Raw genomic sequence first — 430 nt, 5'->3', positions numbered from 1 at the left:
CTAATGGCCAAGCCCGAGGGCGAGGCAGCCGAGGCGGAAGTACCCGCCGGACAGATCATTGTCCCGCTCTCGGCCTGGCTTGCCCAGAAGGATAAGCTGTCCGCCCGTGACGATATCGGCGTATGGATCGATACCGACGAGACCGCCGATCAACTCGGTGAAGACGCGCAGCGTTTCCCGCTGGTCGCAGTGCACTTCCCGGCCTTTGCCGACGGTCGCGCCTTTACCAATGCGAGGATGCTGCGCGAGCGCTTCGGATTCACCGGTGAGCTACGTGCCGTTGGGTATTTCCTGGCCGAGCAGGCCTGTTATCTGCGTCGCTGTGGCGTCAACGCGTTCGATTTCGGCGCGGATCGGGAACAGCACCTGCAGGCGACGGTCGATGCACTGCAGGATTTCACCGAGTACTATCAAGCCTCGGTCGACGAGC

At 62.6% G+C, this 430-nt stretch carries 1 protein-coding gene; it reads left to right on the top strand.

The features are described from left to right. Positions 1 to 430: DUF934 domain-containing protein (locus B3187_RS11380; RefSeq protein ID WP_286806525.1), on the top strand; the 430-nt coding region annotated here is incomplete at both ends.

It is taken from the genome of Marinimicrobium sp. UBA4209 (assembly GCF_002381585.1).
Taxonomy (GTDB): domain Bacteria; phylum Pseudomonadota; class Gammaproteobacteria; order Pseudomonadales; family Cellvibrionaceae; genus Marinimicrobium; species Marinimicrobium koreense.
Note: the sequence above shows the minus strand (reverse complement) of the source record. Positions and strands in the feature narration are given on the sequence as shown.